This window comes from Microbacterium sp. Y547 (genome assembly GCF_057669785.1).
In genome coordinates this window covers 46,935-62,089 of record NZ_JBYHFN010000003.1, presented here as the reverse complement: position 1 = coordinate 62,089, position 15,155 = coordinate 46,935, and the positions used below count along the sequence as shown (strand labels likewise).

At 68.2% G+C, this 15,155-nt stretch carries 17 protein-coding genes; 10 read left to right on the top strand and 7 right to left on the bottom strand.

What is annotated here, in order from left to right; translation table 11 throughout:
* Window positions 1-18: 18 nt before the first annotated feature.
* Entirely contained in the window at window positions 19-960 is a 942-nt protein-coding gene (locus tag AC25Y0_RS05675) for a DMT family transporter (protein ID WP_488122217.1), read from the bottom strand.
* A 187-nt stretch (window positions 961-1,147) separates the two neighbouring features.
* On the opposite strand from AC25Y0_RS05675, the gene rpsO reads away from it, so the two are divergent.
* Window positions 1,148-1,417 (top strand): 30S ribosomal protein S15, encoded by a 270-nt coding sequence (gene rpsO / locus AC25Y0_RS05670; protein ID WP_488122218.1) that lies wholly within the window; start codon window positions 1,148-1,150, stop codon window positions 1,415-1,417.
* A 121-nt stretch (window positions 1,418-1,538) separates the two neighbouring features.
* Here rpsO and AC25Y0_RS05665 read toward each other — a convergent pair whose 3' ends face one another.
* Together AC25Y0_RS05665 and AC25Y0_RS05660 are read right to left on the bottom strand one after the other, a co-directional pair.
* Window positions 1,539-2,555 carry an isopenicillin N synthase family dioxygenase gene (locus AC25Y0_RS05665; protein ID WP_488122219.1) on the bottom strand — a complete coding sequence of 339 codons (1,017 nt, stop codon included), beginning with the start codon at window positions 2,553-2,555 and terminating at the stop codon, window positions 1,539-1,541.
* A gap of 42 nt (window positions 2,556-2,597) precedes the next feature.
* Window positions 2,598-3,779, bottom strand: a complete 1,182-nt coding sequence (locus tag AC25Y0_RS05660) for an acyltransferase family protein (RefSeq protein ID WP_488122220.1) — start codon at window positions 3,777-3,779, stop codon at window positions 2,598-2,600.
* A 183-nt stretch (window positions 3,780-3,962) separates the two neighbouring features.
* On the opposite strand from AC25Y0_RS05660, the gene AC25Y0_RS05655 reads away from it, so the two are divergent.
* Window positions 3,963-5,168, top strand: coding sequence for an LLM class flavin-dependent oxidoreductase (locus AC25Y0_RS05655; protein WP_488122303.1), 1,206 nt, complete (start codon window positions 3,963-3,965; stop codon window positions 5,166-5,168).
* Between the two features lies 1 nt (window position 5,169).
* Window positions 5,170-5,826 carry a CE1759 family FMN reductase gene (locus tag AC25Y0_RS05650; protein WP_488122221.1) on the top strand — a complete coding sequence of 219 codons (657 nt, stop codon included), beginning with the start codon at window positions 5,170-5,172 and terminating at the stop codon, window positions 5,824-5,826.
* Between the two features lie 93 nt (window positions 5,827-5,919).
* Here the strand turns inward: AC25Y0_RS05650 and AC25Y0_RS05645 are convergent, their stop codons facing one another.
* Entirely contained in the window at window positions 5,920-6,096 is a 177-nt protein-coding gene (locus tag AC25Y0_RS05645; RefSeq protein WP_488122222.1) for a DUF5302 domain-containing protein, read from the bottom strand.
* Between the two features lie 332 nt (window positions 6,097-6,428).
* Here AC25Y0_RS05645 and AC25Y0_RS05640 point away from each other — a divergent pair, with 332 nt between their 5' ends.
* The 3 genes from AC25Y0_RS05640 to AC25Y0_RS05630 all read left to right on the top strand — a co-directional run bounded on the left by AC25Y0_RS05640 (window position 6,429) and on the right by AC25Y0_RS05630 (window position 10,677).
* Window positions 6,429-8,702 (top strand): polyribonucleotide nucleotidyltransferase, encoded by a 2,274-nt coding sequence (locus tag AC25Y0_RS05640; RefSeq protein ID WP_488122223.1) that lies wholly within the window; start codon window positions 6,429-6,431, stop codon window positions 8,700-8,702.
* Between the two features lie 232 nt (window positions 8,703-8,934).
* Entirely contained in the window at window positions 8,935-9,987 is a 1,053-nt protein-coding gene (locus AC25Y0_RS05635) for an aldo/keto reductase (protein WP_488134359.1), read from the top strand.
* Window positions 9,988-10,074: 87 nt separating this feature from the next.
* On the top strand, window positions 10,075-10,677 hold the full coding sequence (locus tag AC25Y0_RS05630) for a histidine phosphatase family protein (RefSeq protein WP_488122225.1): 603 nt from the start codon (window positions 10,075-10,077) through the stop codon (window positions 10,675-10,677).
* Here AC25Y0_RS05630 and AC25Y0_RS05625 read toward each other — a convergent pair.
* A complete protein-coding gene (locus AC25Y0_RS05625; RefSeq protein ID WP_488122226.1) occupies window positions 10,674-11,159 on the bottom strand; it encodes a GNAT family N-acetyltransferase in 486 nt (161 codons plus the stop codon). The two genes, AC25Y0_RS05630 and AC25Y0_RS05625, sit on opposite strands and share 4 nt — an antisense overlap.
* Before the next feature lie 45 nt (window positions 11,160-11,204).
* On the opposite strand from AC25Y0_RS05625, the gene dapB reads away from it, so the two are divergent.
* Both dapB and AC25Y0_RS05615 read left to right on the top strand, forming a co-directional pair.
* Complete coding sequence (dapB, locus tag AC25Y0_RS05620) at window positions 11,205-11,945, top strand: 4-hydroxy-tetrahydrodipicolinate reductase (RefSeq protein WP_488122227.1); 741 nt, start codon at window positions 11,205-11,207, stop codon at window positions 11,943-11,945.
* Window positions 11,942-12,382: a hypothetical protein gene (locus tag AC25Y0_RS05615; protein ID WP_488122228.1), complete on the top strand. Its 441-nt coding sequence runs from the start codon at window positions 11,942-11,944 to the stop codon at window positions 12,380-12,382. The genes dapB and AC25Y0_RS05615 overlap by 4 nt, the downstream gene beginning before the upstream one ends.
* Here the strand turns inward: AC25Y0_RS05615 and AC25Y0_RS05610 are convergent, their stop codons facing one another.
* The gene (locus AC25Y0_RS05610; RefSeq protein WP_488122229.1) at window positions 12,383-13,303 is read right to left on the bottom strand and encodes a TIGR01777 family oxidoreductase; all 921 of its coding nucleotides are present in this window, start codon (window positions 13,301-13,303) and stop codon (window positions 12,383-12,385) included.
* Window positions 13,296-13,721, bottom strand: coding sequence for an OsmC family peroxiredoxin (locus AC25Y0_RS05605; RefSeq protein ID WP_488122230.1), 426 nt, complete (start codon window positions 13,719-13,721; stop codon window positions 13,296-13,298). The genes AC25Y0_RS05610 and AC25Y0_RS05605 overlap by 8 nt, the downstream gene beginning before the upstream one ends.
* Before the next feature lie 93 nt (window positions 13,722-13,814).
* Here AC25Y0_RS05605 and AC25Y0_RS05600 point away from each other — a divergent pair, with 93 nt between their 5' ends.
* Window positions 13,815-14,657: a thymidylate synthase gene (locus tag AC25Y0_RS05600; protein ID WP_488122231.1), complete on the top strand. Its 843-nt coding sequence runs from the start codon at window positions 13,815-13,817 to the stop codon at window positions 14,655-14,657.
* The gene (locus AC25Y0_RS05595) at window positions 14,654-15,154 is read left to right on the top strand and encodes a dihydrofolate reductase (protein ID WP_488122232.1); all 501 of its coding nucleotides are present in this window, start codon (window positions 14,654-14,656) and stop codon (window positions 15,152-15,154) included. The genes AC25Y0_RS05600 and AC25Y0_RS05595 overlap by 4 nt, the downstream gene beginning before the upstream one ends.
* Window position 15,155 lies beyond the last annotated feature (1 nt).

Below are 15,155 nucleotides of genomic sequence, written 5' to 3'. Positions count from 1 at the left end.
TGCGGCATCCGCCCTTCGTCATGCCCGGGCGCGCGGGGCGAGCGTCAGGCGATTCTGCGCCAGCAGGATGCCCGCGAAGACGATGACGGCGCCGATCGGCTCGTTCCAGCTGAGGGATTCGCCCAGCACGATGATGCCGAGGATGACCCCGACGACGGGGGACATGTAGGTCACGGTCGACGCGCGCGTTGGCCCCCACGCGCGCAGGGTGTTCTGGTTCCACACGTAGGCCACGCCCGTGCCGACGCAGCCGAGGATCAGGACGCTCGCGACGATCCAGGCATCGAGTGCGACGGGGGTGAGCACGAGGGCAGGCGTGAGCAGCGCCATGATCGCGGCGGCGATGCCGATGTTGAGGAAAGAGAACACGAGCGGGCTCATGCCGGTGTTCGAGACGAACCGGCGCATGTAGGCGAGGCTGAAGCCGTAGCACGCCGTCGCGCCGAGGATCGCAAGCTGCGCGATGACGCTCTGCGACAGGTCGAGACCTTGCCACGGGGCGATGATCACCATGATTCCGAGCATGCCCAGAACGATGCCGGCGATCTGCCCCGGTCGCAGCTTCTCGACGCGGAAGACGAGCCAGGCCATGATCGCCGTCATGAGCGGCGTCGTGGCGTTGAAGATGCTCGCGATACCGCTGGTGACGTGCTGCTGGGCCCACGAGAAGAGCATGAACGGCACGACGCAGAACGACACGGCGAGCACCGTCATGTGCAGCCAGACATGGATGCGCCGGGGGAGCCGGTCGCGCCGCACGAGCACGATCAGCCCGAGCGTCAGACCGCCGAGGATGAGGCGCGACCACACCACCTGCGCGGGGGACATCCCCTCGAGGGCGACCTTCATGAACAGGAAGCTCGATCCCCAGACGACGCCGCACAGCACGAACTGCACGGCGATCCACGCGTTCGAGCTCGTCGTCGGCGCGTCGGGGAGGGGCGAGAGGGTGGTGGTCACGAAGTGACTCTAGGCCCACGGGGGACACTCCGGACGACCGCCGGATGCGTCGACTGAGATCCGCCGGCATCCGCTCGTCGTCAACGCTGGTAGACTCTGGAGGTTGCCGTTTGATCGGCCGCGGATAAAGAGAGCTCGCACATCAGGTGCCGGGCGCCGCGCAGTGAACAGAAAGGGGATCCCATCTATGGCACTCGAAGCAGACGTCAAGAAGGCGATCATCGAACAGTACGCGACGCACCCCGGTGACACCGGATCCCCCGAGGTGCAGGTCGCGATGCTGACGCAGCGCATCAAGGACCTCACCGAGCACCTGAAGCAGCACAAGCACGACCACCACTCGCGTCGTGGGCTGTTCCTGCTCGTCGGTCAGCGCCGCCGTCTCCTGGGCTACCTCCAGGACATCGACATCAACCGTTACCGCTCGCTCATCGAGCGTCTCGGTCTTCGTCGCTAAGACGACACACGTCGAGAGCACGCGACCAGCGTTCAATCGCGCAGAACATTCTTGGAAGGCCTCCCCACGGTGTGGGGAGGCCTTCGTTCGTTTCTGACGCCCGGGATGCCCCGGGCCGGGGTCAGGACGAGGCCCGGGCGGCGACGAGGTCGGCGTGGTGGATGGCCGCGACGTCGGGGTGGGCGCGCAGGCGCCACTTGAGGGCGTTCTCGCCGTAGAGGTCGTGGATCGGGTTGCTCGGGTCCTGCGAGACCCCACGGGCATCGGCGGCGAGCTCAGCCGGCAGCTGGATGATCGGCAACTGCGCGTCCAGGCCCGGGTTGAAGAAGAACGGCACCGAGATGCGGTGGTCGGGTGCCTGCGGCGAGACGACCCGATGGTTCGTCGCCGTCAAGTAGCCCTGCGTCGCATACTCGAGCATCTCGCCGATGTTCACGACGAACGCACCGGGCACGGGCGGCGCATCGACCCACTCGCCGTCGCGCTCGACCTGAAGTCCGCCCTTGCCGGGCTCGACCCACAGCAGCGTCAGCACGCCGGCGTCCTTGTGTGCGCCGACTCCCTGCTGCGGCGTCGGGTCATCCTTGCCGGGGTAGCGGACGATCTTCATGAGGGTCGCGGGGTCGCCGAAATGCTGGTCGAAGTGCCCCTCGTCCGCGCCGAGAGCGAGCGACCACGCGCGAAGCAGCTTGCGGGCGACGCCGCTCAGGTGCTCCTGCCACTCCTCGACGACGGTGCGCAGCTCGGGCTGCGCCTCCGGCCAGAGGTTCGGTCCGATGAGGCGGGCGAAGTCGGGCGCCTCGGGGTCGGTGACCGCTTCGCGCTCGGGGCCGATGTCGATCTGCTCGCGCCAGTCGATCCGGCCCTGCGTCAGCTCGCCGCCGACGCGCGTGTACCCGCGGAAGTGCGGGCTCTTGAGGTTCTCGATCGCGAGCTTGTCCTCGTCATCCAGTGCGAAGAAGTCGATCGCCGCCTGGTGCAGGCGAGCTTCGAGATCGGCCGGGATGCCCGTGCCGACCAGGTAGAAGAACCCGACCTCGTGCGCCGCAGCCCTCAAGTCGTCGCGGAAGCAGGCGGCGGCTTCGGGCCCCTTGTCGAGCTCGGAGAGGTCGAGTACGGGCAGGTTCAGGTCGCTCATACGACGAGCGTAAAGGGATTCCGCACCGTGTGGGCGAATGTTTCATCGATCAGAATGCGGCGCGGGCTGCGTCCCCCGGGGTCGGCGCGCGCCGGTCGGGTCGGCATTGCGGCCTTCGCGCAGCGCGAGCGACCGATCGGCGAAGAGCCACGCGGGCCGCGGTTCGATGAGCGGGCGGAAGACAAGGCGCACGGGCTTGGTCGCCAGGCCCAGCGCGATGAGCACCGACGCGACGATCACGATCGGCAGCCACAGCCACGTGGGCTCGAGGTCGCGGAGCACGCCCGACTCGCGGAAGGGATAGAGCACGAACGAGTGCAGCAGGTAGACGTACATCGTGTACTGGCCGAACTGCGTCCAGAAGTGGGCGCCGCGGGGGAGCAGTGCGAAGAACGCCGTGCACAGCACGAGCGCCACGGCGATCAGCGCGAGGCGCACGCCGCCGGCCCACCACTCGGTGCTGCCGAGGGTGGCGTAGTCGGCGTTGTAGAAGAGCCATCCGCGCAGGTTCATGTCGCGCCATGTGTCGATCAGCAGCCACGCGGTCAGCCCTGCGCCGAGGAACACGGCGATCGAGGCGGCGATCGTCCACCACGGGCGCCGGCGCAGCAGCCCGAGCCGCTCGACGATGCCGCGCTCGCGCAGCCACCAGCCCAGCGCGAAGAACGGCAGCAGGCCCAGCGTGCGCGACAGTGAGAAGGTCGAATCGACGTTGGGCAGGTATCCCGCGCCGATCGAGATCGCGACGGTCCACGCGAGCGGCCACCGCAGCAGTGCCAGGTAGGGCAGCACGAGCCGGAAGATGCCGAGCGCCAGCAAGAACCACAGAGTCCATGAGGGCTGGGTCGGGTTGGGGTTCGCCTGCCCCTCGACGAGCCACTTGGTCAGAGTCCACAGCGTCTCGAAGATGACGTACGGCACCAGGATGTCGGTGATGACTCGCGCCATCTGCCGAGAGCCCGGCGAGTCGGACTTCGAGAAGTAGCCCGAGATGATCGCGAACGCCGGCATGTGGAAGGCGTACACGACGAGGTAGAGTCCCAGCGCGATGTCGGATTCGTATGTCAGCTGCTGGACCGCGTGGCCGAGCACGACGAGAACGATGCACGCGAAGCGGGCGTTGTCCCAGAACGGGGTGCGCTGCTTCGGGCGCGGAGAGTCGGTCGTCCCCGTCGCGGGGGAGCGCGATTGCGCGGCGTCGGCCGCTCTCGAAGGATCCGTCATGAGGCGTCGTCAGTTTATCCTCGGGTCCCGGCGTCTCGCGGATGCGGGAGATCGCGGTATCGGCCGGGAATAACCTTCGCCCCACGGTGTTTTATAACTTACATTCACGTGCATACATAATGAGTGTCGAGGGCACTCGGAGACGGAAGAAGGATCGTGAGCGACAACATCACCCGGTCGGGCATCCAGTTCGGCATCTTCTCGGTCAGCGACATCACGCAGGACCCGACGACGGGAAAGACCCCGAGCGAGGCGGAGAAGATCCGCGACGCCGTCACGATCGCGCGTCACGCGGAAGCCGTCGGACTCGATGTCTTTGCGCTCGGCGAGCACCACAATCCGCCGTTCTGGTCGTCGAGCCCCACGACGACGCTGGCATACATCGCGGCGCAGACCGAGCGGCTCGTCCTGTCCACGGCCACGACCCTCATCACGACGAACGACCCCGTGAAGATCGCCGAAGACTACGCGATGCTGCAGCACCTCTCGGGCGGGCGCATGGACCTCATGCTCGGGCGTGGCAACACCGGCCCCGTCTACCCGTGGTTCGGCAAGGACATCCGACAGGGCCTTCCACTCGCGATCGAGAGCTACAACCTGCTGCACCGGCTGTGGCACGAAGACGTCGTCGATTGGGAAGGTAAGTTCCGCACGCCGTTGCAGGGGTTCACGGCGACCCCGCGGCCGCTGGACGGCATCGCGCCGTTCGTCTGGCACGGCTCGATCCGCACGCCCGAGATCGCCGAGCAGGCGGCCTATTACGGCGACGGCTTCTTCGCGAACAACATCTTCTGGCCCGCTGAGCACTACCAGCGCCTCATCGCGCTCTATCGCCAGCGCTACGCGCACTACGGCCACGGCACGCCCGAGCAGGCGATCGTGGGTCTGGGCGGTCAGGTGTTCATGGCGAAGAACTCCCAGGATGCCGTGCGCGCATTCCGCCCCTACTTCGACAACGCGCCCGTGTATGGACACGGCCCGAGCCTCGAAGACTTCAGCGAGATGACCCCGCTCACCGTCGGCTCGCCTCAGCAGGTCATCGACCGGTACGCCGGCATGCGCGACCTGTACGGCGACTTCCAGCGGCAGCTGTTCCTCATGGACCACGCGGGCCTGCCTCTCAAGACGGTGCTCGAGCAGCTCGACCTGCTCGGCGGAGAAGTCGTGCCGGTGCTGCGTCGCGAGCTGCAGAAGGACCGCCCGGCCGATGTTCCGGACGCACCCACCCACGCGGCGCGCGTCCGCGCGGCGTACGGCGACGAACCGGCGCGCGAGGCGCGGCCCGCCGCGAACCGCGGGGACAACCTGACAGCCGGGTCGCCGTACCAGGACGTCGCGGCACAGGTCGGTTCGGCATTCGGTGCGGCCGCGACTCGACAGGGGACCTGACATGACCAGCAGCACACCCCGACGCGTGGCCGTCGTTTCGGCAGGACTGTCCAATCCCTCATCGACGCGAATGCTCGCCGACCGGCTCGTCGCTGCTACGGCGACGGCGCTGCGTGACGAGCAGCAGATCGAGGCGACGTTCGACACGTTCGAGCTTCGCGATCATGCGCACGACGTCACGAACAACCTGCTCACCGGGTTCGCGCCGGCCGCGCTCGAATCGATGATCAACACCGTCGTCTCGGCCGACGCGCTCATCGTCGTGACGCCGATCTTCTCGACGAGCTACTCGGGCCTGTTCAAGTCGTTCATCGACGTGCTCGACCCCGATGCTCTGACCGGCAAGCCCGTGCTCATCGGGGCGAACGCGGGCACGGCCCGGCATTCGCTCGCGATCGACTACGCGATCCGGCCCCTGTTCACCTATCTGCACGCCGAACCTGTCTCGACGGGCGTGTTCGCCGCCTCGAGCGACTGGGGTGCAGGCGCAGACGATGTCGCGCCGCTGGCCGCCCGCATCGAGCGCGGTGCCCGCGAGCTCGCCGAAGCGATCGCACGGAAGGCCCCCGCCACATCGAACGACCCGTTCGACCCGGCGAATTACCTCGGAGAAGGCCGCTCGTTCGGGCACCTGCTGGGCGGTCTCGCGGGGGAGTGACCTCGCCTGCGGCAGAGCGAGGGCCCCCGCGGAACTCCGCCGCGGGGGCCTCGCGCCGTCGGCTCTACGTTGCGAGCCGGTGGAGGTGAGCGCTCAGCCGCTCTTGCGCCGGAACTCGCGCTTGGTCTTGGCGGAGTGCGTGCCGTGGACCGCGGAGTCGCCGTCGAGATGCGCTTCGCCTTCGCGGTGATGCGCATTCTTCTTCTCGAGCGCGTCCTTGAACTTGCGCTTCATCTCCTCGGAGGGCGTGGTCGCGTCATCGGTGCTCATGCTCCCAGCTTCCCATGGCCCGCATCCCGACGCCACAATGCGCCCGCTCCCAGCCTTCGCAGGCACGTGTCCATGCGGCACTGATAGGCTCAGCAAGGTTGCCTATGCGGCATCCGCTCAATTCAACATGAGCTCATGGAGCAGGCCGGCAGCAAGCTGGTCCCCTGTGGTGGCTTCCTCGTCGCGTCTCGTGCCGGGTGATCTTCTACTGGTGGCCAGTGCAGGCGGTCCCGCGGATTCCCGCGCGCGCCGATAATCTGCCTGTTCCTGCTCCTTCGCGAAGCTCGCGTGTCATACGGACACGCGAGCCTAAACAAAGAAGGAGTGACCTCTTGGAAGGTCCTGAAATCACCGCTTCCGAAGCCGTCCTCGACAACGGACGCTTCGGCACCCGCACGATCCGATTCGAGGCCGGTCGCCTCGCACAGCAGGCACAGGGCGCGGTTGCCGCGTACCTCGATGAGGAGACGATGCTCCTCTCGGCCACGAGCGCCGGAAAGCACCCGCGCGAGGGCTTCGATTTCTTCCCGCTGACCGTCGACGTCGAAGAACGCTCGTACGCCGCCGGAAAGATCCCCGGCTCGTTCTTCCGCCGCGAAGGACGCCCGTCCACCGAGGCGATCCTCGTCTGCCGTCTGATCGACCGGCCGCTGCGCCCGTCGTTCGTCGATGGTCTTCGCAACGAGGTCCAGATCGTCATCACGGTGCTCTCGATCGCACCGGGCGAGTACTACGACGCCCTCGCGATCAACGCCGCGTCGATGTCGACACAGATCTCGGGTCTGCCGTTCTCGGGCCCCATCGCCGGTGTGCGCCTCGCGCTCATCCCGGGTCAGGGCGAGCACGCCGACCAGTGGGTCGCATTCCCCAACGCCGCTCAGGTCGAGCAGGCCGTCTTCGACCTCATGGTCGCGGGCCGTGTCCGCCCCGATGGCGAGGTCGCGATCATGATGGTCGAGGCCGAAGCGACCGAGAACAGCTGGAACCTCATCCAGGGCGGCGCCACCAAGCCGAGCGAAGAGGTTGTGGCCCAGGGCCTCGAGGCAGCGAAGCCGTTCATCACCGAGCTCGTCGCGGCGCAGAACGCGCTCGCCAGCTCGACGGCCAAGGAGATCCAGCCTTACCCCGTCTTCCCGCCGTACAGCTCCGAGGTCTACGACTTCGTCGAGAGCCGTGCGCACGACGAGCTGGCCGGCATCTACCAGATCGCCGACAAGACCGAGCGCACCTCGGCTGACGACGCGCTCAAGGACCGCGTCAAGGCCGAGCTGATCGCGGCGACCGAAGCCGGCGAGCTTCCCGCAGGGGCTCCGCTGGAGTTCTCGGCGGCGTACAAGTCCGTCACGAAGAAGATCGTGCGCGGCCGCATCCTCACCGAGGGTGCCCGCATCGATGGTCGCGGTCTCGCGGACATCCGCGCGCTCGACGCCGAGGTGCAGGTCATCCCTCGCGTTCACGGCTCGGCGATCTTCCAGCGCGGCGAGACGCAGATCCTCGGCGTCACGACGCTCAACATGCTCAAGATGGAGCAGCAGATCGACTCGCTGTCGCCCACGACGAGCAAGCGTTACATGCACCACTACAACTTCCCGCCCTACTCGACCGGTGAGACCGGCCGGGTCGGCAGCCCCAAGCGTCGCGAGATCGGGCACGGCTTCCTCGCCGAGCGCGCCCTCATGCCGGTGCTGCCGTCGCGCGAGGAGTTCCCCTACGCGATCCGTCAGGTCTCCGAGGCGCTGAGCTCGAACGGCTCCACCTCGATGGGTGCTGTCTGCGCCTCGACCCTGTCGCTGCTCAACGCGGGTGTTCCGCTGCGCGCTGCCGTCGCCGGTATCGCCATGGGCCTCGTCTCGGATGAGGTCGACGGTCAGACGCGCTATGCGGCCCTTACCGACATCCTCGGCGCCGAAGATGCCCTCGGCGACATGGACTTCAAGGTCGCCGGCACGAGCGAGTTCGTCACGGCGATCCAGCTCGACACGAAGCTGGACGGTATCCCCTCGTCGGTGCTCTCGGCGGCGCTCACGCAGGCCAAGGAAGCGCGTCTGACGATCCTCGGTGTGCTCAACGCGGCGATCGACGGACCCGACGAGATGGCTCCGACGGCTCCGCGCGTCATCAGCGTGCAGATCCCCGTCGACAAGATCGGCGAGCTCATCGGGCCCAAGGGCAAGACGATCAACGCGATCCAGGACGAGACCGGCGCGCAGATCTCGATCGAGGAGGACGGCACCGTCTACATCGGTGCGACCGACGGTCCCGCCGCCGAGGCCGCCCGTGCGCAGATCAACGCGATCGCGAACCCGACGAACCCCGAGATCGGCGAGCAGTTCCTCGGAACCGTCGTCAAGATCGCGACGTTCGGCGCGTTCATCTCGCTGCTCCCGGGCAAGGACGGACTGCTGCACGTCAGCGAGGTCCGCAAGCTCGCCGGCGGCAAGCGGGTCGAGAACGTCGATGACGTGCTCTCGGTCGGCCAGAAGGTGCTCGTGCGCATCACCAAGATCGATGACCGCGGCAAGCTCTCCCTCGAGCCTGTCGTCGAAGAGTCGGTCGAGGAGATCGTCGTCGTCGAGGCACCCGTCGAGGTGCCCGCCGAGGACTGAGTTCTTCCGCTGTTCGACCGGATGCCCGCTCCCCACATCGGGGGCGGGCATCCGTCGTCCCAGGGCGGGCGTCGAGACGACGGCACGAACGTTATGAAATGTTTACCGACCGCCTGCCCGTCTTGGCGGTCGTGTCCGTGGTCTGGCTTACCCTCTAAGTACGCGCCGGGGGGTGCAGCGGGGCGAACGCCACGCCGGTTCCTCGACGGTACAGCGGGTGCGGGGGTAGAAGATGAGTACGTTCAGCAGCGGCGCGGACGTCTCGTCGCCGAGCGCCAGCGCCAGCACTGAGACCACGGCCTCGGGATCACCGTTCGTGCATCCCTCCGCTCCGATTCCCGTGCAAGGCCCGCCCGTCGGGCGCGGCGTGCGGGTACCGCTCGGCGAGTCGGGGATCGATGTCTTCCCGCTGATCCTCGGCGGCGCCGAGTTCGGTTGGAACGTCGATCTCGAGGCGAGCCACGAGATCCTCGACGCGTACGTCGATCGGGGCGGCAACGTCGTGCACACCGCTGACACGTTCTCGGCGGGGCGCAGCGAGCACATCATCGGCCAGTGGACCCACTCGCGGGGTCTGCGCGACGACATCGTTCTCGCCGTGCGCGTCGGCGGACATCCCGACAACCCGGGTCTGGGCGCCGTGAGTCTCGTGCGCTCGGTCGAAGCCTCGCTCACGCGGCTGCGGACGGATCGCATCGACGTGCTCTACCTCGACTCCACGACCGATTCGACCGCGGCGCTCGACGACACGCTCGCGACGGCGGAGTGGCTGATCGGCACGGGCAAGGTCCGCGCGATCGGCGCCGTCGGCTACACGGCCGCGCAGCTCGTCGAAGCGCGTATCTTCGCCTCCGCCGGGTTCCCCCGCGTCACGGTGCTCGACGTGCCGTTCAACATCGTGCGCCGGCATGAGTTCGATCACGACCTACGGCTCGTCGCCGGCGCGCAGAACATCGCCGTGACTCCGTCGCACGCGCTCGAGCACGGTTTTCTCGCGGGGCGGCAGCGCACGCGCAGCCGCGGCGATCTGTCGGTGCGCGGCGCGCAGATCGCGGCGAACCTGAACAGGCGAGGCAACCGCACCCTGCGCGCGCTCGACGTCGTCGGCGCCGAGCTGGGTGTGCCCGACGCGGCCGTCGCCGTCGCGTGGCTGCTCGCGCAGAAGCTCGTCACGGCGCCGATCGTCAATGCCTACGCGCCCCACCATGTCGAAGAGCTCGTGCACGGTGTGGGTGTGCACCTGACCCGCGCGCAGCTGGCGTACATCGCCCGGGCGTCCGAGTAGCGCACGAACGGCCGAGGCCGGCAAACGGGTGACGTAGGGTGGAAAGAGCGCCCTGCAGGGGCCCCAAACCCTCAACGGAGTGATCAGGTGACGCACTACATCTATCTTGTGCGGCATGGCGAGCACCAGGACGCGGAGCACGGCCTCACCGACGGGCCGCTGTCGCCGCGCGGTCGCCGTCAGGCGGCTCTGCTCGCGGACCGTCTATCGGGCGTCCCGTTCGACGCCGTGTGGCATTCCCCGCTGATGCGGGCGGCCGAGACGGCGAGCGTCGTCGCCGAACGCATGCCGGCGCTCTCGCCTGCGCCGTCGGCACTGCTGTTCGACTGTGTCCCGACGGGTATGACCGAAGACACACCCGCGGGGTACGAGCCGTTCTTCGGTGCCGTCACCGAGGCTGAGATCGAGGCAGGGCGCGCGCAGATGGGCGACGCCGTTGCAGAGTTCCTCGTGCGCAAGAGCGGCGAGGTGCACGAGTTGCTCATCACCCACAACTTCGTCATCGCCTGGTTCGTGCGCGAAGTGCTGCAGGCGCCCGAATGGCGCTGGATGACGCTGAATCAGGCCAACTGCGGCGTCACTGTGCTCGCACAGAAGCAGGGCCGCCCGTGGACGATGCTCTCGCACAACGACCTCGAGCACCTGCCCTTCGAACTTCGCACGGGCCTGCCCGAGACCCCGCCGATCTAGTCTGCGGGCTCGAGTACGCGGCCGTACCAGCGGGTCGCGTTGGGGTTGTCGTTGTAGGGCTCGATCGCGGTGAAGCCGGTGCTCGCGTAGAGCGCAGCGGCCGCCGTGAGGGAGTGGTGCGTGTCGAGCACGAGCTCGCGCGCTCCGAGGTCGCGGGCCCGCCGCTCCAGGTCGTCCATGAGAAGCCGTCCCCAGCCTCGGCCGCGCGTCTGGGGGCGCAGGTAGAGGTGCTTGACCTCGTACCGCCGACCGTGTGGACCGTCGGGAATGCGTCGGATGCCGCCGCACCCGACCGGTGCGCCGTCGTCGTCTTCGACGATGACGAAGACGCCGGCGGGCGGGACGAAGACTGCCGGATCAGGGAACGTCGTCGCATAGACGACGTCCTGCTCGGCGAACCCGCTCGTGCGGGCCACGAAATACTCCGCGAGAAGCTCGTGCGCAGCGGGGGAGTCGACGGGTTCGGGGCGCAGGCGGACCATGGCGCTCAGCCTAGACCGTGCTGCCCGAAGCCTAGGATGGGACGCATGACGACGCGTGTGGCCATTGTGGGAGGAACCGGCAAGCTCGGTGCTATCATTCGCGAGGTGGTCGACTCCGAAGACGAGTTCGAGGTCACCGCCGTGCTGTCGTCGACGTCGTCGCTCGACGAGATCGACAATGCCGACCTCGTGATCGATGCCTCGATCCCGGCCGTCTCGATCGAGGTGGTGCGCGCGGCGATCGACCGGGGCCTCAACGTCCTCGTGGGCACGTCGGGCTGGTCGGCAGAGCGCATCGCGCTCGTGCGGCCCCTCGTCGACGCCGCCGGAACGGGCGCGGTCTTCATCCCGAACTTCTCCATCGGCTCCGTGCTGGGTTCGGCGCTCGCCGCCGCCGCGGCGCCGTTCTTCCCGTCCGCCGAAATCGTCGAGGCGCACCGCGACACCAAGATCGATTCGCCGAGCGGCACGGCTGTGCGCACGGCCGAACTCATCGCCGCAGCGCGCTCCGAGGTCGGCCCCGTCGAAGCGCCCCACGTCGATCAACGGGCCCGCGGCCAGCAGGTGGCCAGCATCCCGGTGCACTCGCTGCGACGCCCCGGCGTGATCGCCCGGCAAGAGACCATCCTGTCGGGACCGGGTGAGACGCTCACGATCACGCACGACACGATCGACTCCGCCCAGGCCTATGCCCCCGGCATCCGGATCGCTCTGGCCGCCGCCCGCGACGTGACCGGAGTGGTCGTGGGTCTGGACTCGTTCCTGAACCTTCAGGTCGGCGGATGAGCGTGCGCCTGGGCGTCGCCGTCATGGCGGTGCTCCTCGCGCTGTACATCGTCATCGCGGGATACCGCGGAGTGCAGCTGATGTTCAGCGGCAACCCCCTCGGGATCGCGATGGGTGTCGCCCTCGTCGTCGTCCCACTCGTGGCGATGTGGGCACTGGGCCGCGAACTGTGGTTCGGCGTCCGTGCGCAACAGCTCGGTTCCCGCCTCGAGCAGGAAGACGCATTACCCACCGAGCAGGTCGCCGTGCGCCCGAGCGGGCGCGTGCTGCGCGATGAAGCGGATGCACTCTTCCCGGCCTACCGGGCCGACGTCGAGGCGCACCCCGAAGACTGGCGGGCGTGGTACCGCCTCGGGCTCGCCTACGACGCCTCGGGCGATCGCCGGCGCGCGCGCGAAGCTGTGCGCAGCGCGATCCGGCTCGAACGCCGAGCCTGATCAGCTCGCGGCCGGCACCGCCGCCGCGACGGCCTCTTCGACGGTCGTATGCCCGAAACGGAATCCGCTGCGCAGCAATGCCTCGGGGACGACGTTCATGTCGGAGGTGAGGAGCGCCTCGGTGGCATCCGCACCGAGGACGAGTTTGAGGGCAGGCACGGGCGCGCGCAGCAGATAGGGACGGTTCATCCGCATCGCCAGGGAGAAGCCGAGATCGTTCGCGGTCGCCCGGGTTGGACCGGAGAGGTTGACGGGCCCCGTCAAGCCCGTGTCGATGATGTGCCGGATCGCGCGGACCTCGTCATCGAGAGAGATCCACGGCCACGCCTGTGTGCCACGCCCCATGGGCCCGCTGATCCCGAGCTTCGTCAGCACCAGCAGGGGGGCGAGCACGCCGCGGGCGTGGACGATCGGCGCCGTCCGCAGCGTCGTGACGGGCGCGTGCGCGCCCGCGGCGTGTGCCGCGGCCTCCCATTCCCCGCACAGATCGGCCAGGAAGGACTCGCCGCGCGGGGCATCCTCGGTGAGGGCGACCCCGGGGGCGGAGCCGTACCAACCGACAGCCGACGCTGAGACGAACGCGGGGGCGTCGGTGCCCAGCTCGCGTATGGCTCTGGCCAGCGCGCGAGTCGGCGTGATGCGCGACCACAGCAGCGTGCTCTTGTACCGGTTCGTCCACGGAAAGCGGCCGATGCTCGCTCCGTTGAGCCCGACGACGGCCGCAGCGCCCTCGAGCACTGCGGGGTCGAGGGGTGCGGCCTCTGTGAGCCATTCGACCTCGTCGGCGGCGGTGGGCGGGCGACGCACGAGACGCGTGACCTCTACGCCGTCATCGCGCAGACTCTCGACGAGTGCCGCGCCGATGAGCCCGGACGAACCCGCGACGACGACGCGCCCCGGCTTCGTCGGGGAATCAGGCAAGCGTCGCCTCAAGGGTGATCTCGATGCCCGCGAGAGCCTGCGACACGGGGCAGCCGGTCTTCGCCTCCTGGGCGAGGCGCTCGAAGTCCTCGGCCGAGAGCCCGGGGACGACGGCGTTGACGTTGAGGTGGCTTCCCGTGATGCCCGTGCCCGGCTTGAACGTGACGGATGCCGTCGTGGAGACCGAATCGGGAGGGGTGCCGTTGCCGGCCAGTGCGTGCGAGAGCGCCATGCTGAAGCACGACGCGTGAGCGGCGGCGATGAGCTCTTCCGGCGTCGTGACCGACGATGATCCCTCGCTGCGGGCCTTCCAATCGAGGTCGAAGGTGCCCAGACCCGACGAGACGAAGGTGACCTGGCCCGATCCGTCGGTCAGGCCGCCCTTCCATTCGGTGGTCGCTTCGCTCGTGACGGTCATCAGAACCTCCGTAATCGGGGCCTCCGCGCTCCGGACGCCGCATCGCCAGCCTAACCATCCGTGTGCGGCCGCGCGACGGCGTTCGGTAGACCCATGTGCTGCCGCGGCGCAGGTATCGTGGCAGCCGTGACAACGGCGATCCCCACTGCTTACGAAGACCTGCTCCGCGACGTGCTCGAGAACGGCACGCACAAGGACGACCGCACGGGAACGGGCACGACGAGCGTCTTCGGGCGTCAGCTGCGCTACGACCTTTCGCAGGGGTTCCCCCTCATCACGACGAAGCGCGTGCATTTCAAGTCGATCGCTTATGAGCTGCTGTGGTTCTTGCGCGGCGAGTCGAATGTCGGATGGCTGCAGCGCAACGGCGTCACCATCTGGGACGAGTGGGCCGATGCCGCGGGTGAACTCGGGCCGGTGTACGGCGTGCAGTGGCGGTCCTGGCCCACACCGGACGGCGGGCAGATCGACCAGATCTCCGAGGTCATCGACCAGATCCGCACGAACCCCGACTCGCGTCGCCTCATCGTCTCGGCGTGGAACCCCGCCGACATCCCCGACATGGCCCTGGCGCCGTGCCACGCCCTCTTCCAGTTCTACGTCGCCGACGGGCGGCTGTCGTGCCAGCTGTATCAGCGCAGCGCCGACATGTTCCTCGGGGTGCCGTTCAACATCGCCTCGTACGCCCTGCTGACGATCATGATCGCGCAGCAGACGGGCCTCGAGCCGGGCGATTTCGTCTGGACGGGCGGTGACTGCCACATCTACGACAACCACGTCGCGCAGGTGCGCGAGCAGCTCAGCCGTGAGCCGTACCCGCTTCCGAGGCTGCGCCTCACGCGCACGCCCGCGTCGATCTTCGACTACACGTATGAAGACTTCGCCGTCGAGGACTACCAGCACCACCCGGCCATCCGTGCCGCGGTGGCGGTATGACCGCGCGCATCGGACTCGTCTGGGCCGAGGCGGCCGAACGGGTGATCGGCGCCGACGGCGGCATGCCGTGGCACGTGCCCGAGGATCTCGCCCACTTCAAGGCGGTCACGATGGGGGCGCCCGTCATCATGGGCCGGCGCACATGGGAATCCTTCCCCGACCGGTTCCGGCCGCTGCCGGGGCGCCGGAACATCGTCGTCACCCGCAACGGCCGATGGCACGCCGACGGCGCCGAGCGTGCGGCATCCCTCGATGAGGCGCTCGCGCTCGCCGGGTCTGAACGGGTGTGGGTCATCGGAGGAGGAGCGCTCTTTCACGAAGCGATGCCGCGGGCGGATCTGCTCGAGGTCACCGAACTCGATCTCGAAGTCGACGGTGACACGTGCGCGCCCGACCGTGAAGGGTGGCGGATCGCCGAGGTCGAGCCGGTCGAAGGCTGGCACACGTCGCGCACTGGCATCCGCTATCGCTTCCTCACACTGCACCCCGGCTCTTAGG

Coding starts and splice junctions, on each gene's coding strand:
- AC25Y0_RS05650 (WP_488122221.1), top strand. CDS start 5,170: ATGACCAGCAGCACACCCCGACGCGTGGCCGTCGTTTCGGCAGGACTG.
- AC25Y0_RS05660 (WP_488122220.1), bottom strand. CDS start 3,779: ATGACGGATCCTTCGAGAGCGGCCGACGCCGCGCAATCGCGCTCCCCC.
- AC25Y0_RS05605 (WP_488122230.1), bottom strand. CDS start 13,721: ATGACCGTCACGAGCGAAGCGACCACCGAATGGAAGGGCGGCCTGACC.
- AC25Y0_RS05665 (WP_488122219.1), bottom strand. CDS start 2,555: ATGAGCGACCTGAACCTGCCCGTACTCGACCTCTCCGAGCTCGACAAG.
- AC25Y0_RS05635 (WP_488134359.1), top strand. CDS start 8,935: ATGAGTACGTTCAGCAGCGGCGCGGACGTCTCGTCGCCGAGCGCCAGC.
- rpsO (WP_488122218.1), top strand. CDS start 1,148: ATGGCACTCGAAGCAGACGTCAAGAAGGCGATCATCGAACAGTACGCG.
- AC25Y0_RS05600 (WP_488122231.1), top strand. CDS start 13,815: ATGTGCTGCCGCGGCGCAGGTATCGTGGCAGCCGTGACAACGGCGATC.
- AC25Y0_RS05615 (WP_488122228.1), top strand. CDS start 11,942: ATGAGCGTGCGCCTGGGCGTCGCCGTCATGGCGGTGCTCCTCGCGCTG.
- AC25Y0_RS05625 (WP_488122226.1), bottom strand. CDS start 11,159: ATGGTCCGCCTGCGCCCCGAACCCGTCGACTCCCCCGCTGCGCACGAG.
- AC25Y0_RS05645 (WP_488122222.1), bottom strand. CDS start 6,096: ATGAGCACCGATGACGCGACCACGCCCTCCGAGGAGATGAAGCGCAAG.
- AC25Y0_RS05595 (WP_488122232.1), top strand. CDS start 14,654: ATGACCGCGCGCATCGGACTCGTCTGGGCCGAGGCGGCCGAACGGGTG.
- dapB (WP_488122227.1), top strand. CDS start 11,205: ATGACGACGCGTGTGGCCATTGTGGGAGGAACCGGCAAGCTCGGTGCT.